This is a genomic window from Halomonas sp. G11, assembly GCF_001663515.1.
Lineage (GTDB): Bacteria > Pseudomonadota > Gammaproteobacteria > Pseudomonadales > Halomonadaceae > Vreelandella.
This window is the reverse complement of record NZ_LYXG01000012.1, coordinates 71,336-75,472: the sequence shown is the minus strand read 5'-3', so window position 1 is coordinate 75,472 and position 4,137 is coordinate 71,336. Positions and strand designations below refer to the sequence as shown.

Sequence of the window (4,137 nt, the reverse complement as noted above, 5' to 3'; positions counted from 1 at the left end):
ACCATGGCTGGCGCTCTGTATAGCCAGCACTGGCATCGGGTGGCCGACCTGCGGTTGCGGCTGCGACGCCATGCCAGCCTGCATCGCCATGAATATCGTGGCGAGCCCTGGTACGTGTTGCACGATACGCTCACCGGTCAGGTACATCGCTTCACCCCCGAGGCCTATCAGATCATCGGGCGACTGGACGGTCGACGGACGCTGGGTGAGGTATGGGAGCAGGTCAGCCGCACCTTGGGCGATGCCATGCCCACCCAGCAGGAACTGATCGGCCTGATCGGGCGACTCCACAACGCCAATGTGCTGGCCGGCCATGGCGATATCGACATCGATGAACTGTCACGTCGCCAGCGGAAACACCAGCGCAGCAAATGGCAGCAATTGATCCGCTCGCCGTTGGGTATTCGCATTCCGCTGTTTGACCCCGAACGTTTCGTGGCGGCGACGTATCCGCTGGTCAGACCGTTCATCGGTGCCCTGGGGGCGGCTATCTGGTTGGCGACGGTGGGGTTGGCGCTGGTCGTGGCAGGCATGCATTGGCAAGGATTGACCCACAATCTGGCAGACAGGGTGCTGGGTATCGACAACCTGTTGCTGATGGCGCTGGTCTATCCGTTGATCAAATCGTTGCACGAACTCGGCCACGCCTGGACAACCAAGGACGCCGGCGGCGAAGTCCATGAAATCGGGATCATGCTGCTGGTATTCTTTCCCGTTCCCTATGTCGACGCCAGTGCCGCTGCGGCCTGCCCGGACAAGAGCCGTCGGATGTTGGTCGGTGCCGCCGGTATCCTGATCGAACTCTTCCTGGCGGCGCTGGCGATGCTGGTATGGGCAATGGCCGAACCGGGCGTTCTACGTTCGCTGATGTTCAATGTAATGCTACTGGCCGGGGTCTCGACGCTGCTGTTCAACGGCAACCCATTGCTGCGTTTTGATGCCTATTACGTGCTGGCTGACTGGCTGGAGATTCCCAACCTTGGCTCACGCGCCAATCAGCAACTTGGCTATGCAATCAAGCGATATCTGCTCAAGCGTCGCGACGTCACGGGCCAAGCTGGTTCGCGGCGCGAAGCCCTCTGGCTGGTGAGCTACTCGGTCGTATCGTTTGCATATCGGCTGGTGCTGATGGTGGCCATTGCGACCTTCGTTGCCACCCAATATCTGTTCGTCGGTGTATTGCTGGCGTGCTGGTCCATCTTCATGACACTTATCATGCCCACTCTGAAACTGCTCAAGACCATGACCGTCGAATCCCGTCTGGAAGGCTCACGCCATCGTGCCTGGACCTGGCTGCTGGGTGTGCTTGGCACGCTCGGTGTGCTGCTGTTCGTGGTACCCGTGCCCTATGCCACTGTGGTGCAGGGCATCGTCGACAGCGGTGAACCGACCCACGTGCGTCTCGGTGCAGCAGGAGAACTCAGTGAGATCCTCGTCGAGGATGGCGAAAAGGTCTCCCAGGGAGAAGTGCTCATGCGACTCAATGCCCCGGAACTGTTGGCTGAAGTCAGCCGTCTTGAAGCACATCGCCGCGAAGCCGAACTGCGCTTGCAAGCCAGTGTTCGCGAAGCGCAGGATATCGCCATGGAACGCGAAAATCTCGAACTGGTGGAGCAGCGCCTGGCTGATGCGCGTCTGCGTGCTGCCGCGACCTTGGTGACCAGTCCCCGCGATGGGTGGCTGATGATGCCGGAAGGTCGGCCACCACTGGGGCAGCATTTGCAGCGTGGGGAACCCGTTGCGGTCGTTGTACGCAATGACGATCTACGTATACGCGCCATGCTACCGGCTTATCGACGTGACGAAGTCAGCCGGAAGGTACGGGACGTCAGTCTGCGCCTCCCGGGCCACGACACCAGTGTCGACTCATCTGTGGAATGGATTTCACCTCGAGCGACTCACGATATTCCCAGTGCAACCCTGACTCAGCAGGGAGGAGGCGATATCGCGCTCGATCCGGAAGCCGAGGAGCCGTTGACCGCCTTTCGCCGACATTACCTGGCCGATTTCGATGCCAAAGGTTTGATCGAGAGCAGCCTGCCACTGTTGCTGGATGGTCGTGTGCATGTGCGTATCGAGCATCCGCCGGAGCCTATCGGCTATCGCTGGTGGCGGGCTATCCGACGTAATTTCCTTTCGTTGTTCGACAGATAGTCATGGCTGTTTCCTCGCTTCCTCGCAAGCCAGTCGATGTCCTCGACCGCCCCGAACGCCATGTTGAACCGCCGACACCACTGGAGCGGTTATGGCGCTGGGTCCGTGCCCCATTGCATCTGCCTGATCGCTGTCAACGCTGGAGGCTGCGTGCCGCACTGCCGACGATACACCGCCATGGCGAACGGTTGGCAACGCTCGATGAGCTGTCCCTGAACGACCATATCCTCTCGCTGCGTCGACGACTGCTGGCCCACGGGCTGACCACCCGTCTTATCCGCGAGACATTTGCCACGGTTCGGGAAGTTGCCTGGCGGGAGTTGGGCATGGCGCACCACGATGTACAATTGATAGGCGGACTGGCGCTGTTGGAAGGATGCATCGCCGAAATGCCAACCGGTGAAGGCAAGACGCTAACCGCTACGTTACCCGCTGCCACTGCAGCACTCGCAGGGGTGCCGGTTCACATCATCACCGTCAACGATTATCTGGCTAGCCGTGATGCCGAGAGCATGGGACCTGTCTATGACCGACTGGGGCTGAGAGTCGGGGCAATCGTACACGAAATGGAGCCGATGCATCGGCGATCAGCCTATAGCGCTGATATTACATACTGCACTAACAAGGAACTGGTATTCGATTACCTGCGCGATGGCCGAGAGCTTAAGCAGGATCGCACCCCACTACTCGCTCACGCAGCAAGACTCAAGGGCGCACTGGATGACCAGCGGCTGTTACTAAAAGGACTTCATTTTGCCATTGTCGATGAGGCAGACAGTGTCATGCTTGATGAAGCTCGAACCCCGTTAGTGCTTTCTGGCCAGGACACCACGGATCCAGTCGATATCGCTTTGATTGACGAGGTGCTGGAACTGGCAGGAAAATTTCAGGAAGATGAACACTTCGTTAGGGAGAAAAACCAGCTCCATTTGACCGAAAAAGGCAAAAAGGCCCTCGCCGAGCAGGCTGAACAGCGTCTTGAAGAACAGGGAATACAGAATGGCTGGCTGGGCCGGGCGCGACGCGAATGGTTGCTCCACCAAGCCTTGGTGGCGCGCCACCAAATCCAGCGCGACCGTCACTACCTGGTGCGCGACGGTCAGGTGCAGATTATTGATGAACATAGCGGCCGCGTTTTGGCTGACCGCCGATGGGAGCGGGGCCTACAGCAGATGATCGAGCGTCTTGAAGGATGCGAGCCCAGCGACCCCAACCGAACCCTGGCGCGGCTCACCTATCAACGCTTCTTTCGGCGTTATCAGCATCTGGCAGGGATGACCGGCACCGCCCACGAAGTACGTAGCGAACTTTGGCGAACCTACCGCCTGCGTGTGGTGAGTATTCCCCCTCACAAGCCTTCGCAGCGTGTCGATCTGGGTGTGACTACCTTTAAAGCCGACGATGGTCATCGCTGGCATTATGTCGCTCGACGGGCGCGTGAGTTGACAGCCAGTGGTCGCCCGGTATTGATCGCTACCGTCAGCTTGGCAGACTCTGAAGTGTTATCGTCTGTGCTTGCTCAGCTTGGACTTGATCACTCTGTGCTCAATGCTAGGCAGAATGAGGAAGAAGCTGATGTAATCGCTGCTGCTGGCCAATGCGAGGCCATTACCGTTGCGACCAGCATGGCTGGCCGTGGCACTGATATCGCCTTGGAACCTGCCGCCCGCGAGGCAGGTGGTCTACACATCATCATTGCCGGACTGCATGACGCTTCGCGCATCGACCGGCAGATAGCCGGTCGTTGTGCCCGCCAGGGTGACCCAGGCAGTGTGGAATGGGTTCTGTTTGATCAGAGCACATTACTCAATGAGATTCAGGGTTGGCAGCGTCATTTAGGACCTCTGCACAAACGACTGAAACTTGCCCAAAACCAACGCGAAAGACGGCATGCTCGCGAACGCGCGCGACTGCTCGAAGCCGATTGGCGTGAAGCGGATCAGCTCGGTTTCAGTGGGCGAAGTGAATAGGGGCGGACAGGAT

2 protein-coding genes are annotated in these 4,137 nt (G+C 58.9%); both read left to right on the top strand.

Annotation, left to right across the window (positions count from 1 at the left end):
• Window positions 1–3: 3 nt before the first annotated feature.
• Window positions 4–2,154 carry an HlyD family efflux transporter periplasmic adaptor subunit gene (locus tag ADS46_RS06425; RefSeq protein ID WP_066317819.1) on the top strand — a complete coding sequence of 717 codons (2,151 nt, stop codon included), beginning with the start codon at window positions 4–6 and terminating at the stop codon, window positions 2,152–2,154.
• Between the two features lie 2 nt (window positions 2,155–2,156).
• The gene (locus ADS46_RS06420) at window positions 2,157–4,124 is read left to right on the top strand and encodes a DEAD/DEAH box helicase (RefSeq protein ID WP_066317816.1); all 1,968 of its coding nucleotides are present in this window, start codon (window positions 2,157–2,159) and stop codon (window positions 4,122–4,124) included.
• The last annotated feature ends 13 nt before the right edge of the window (window positions 4,125–4,137 follow it).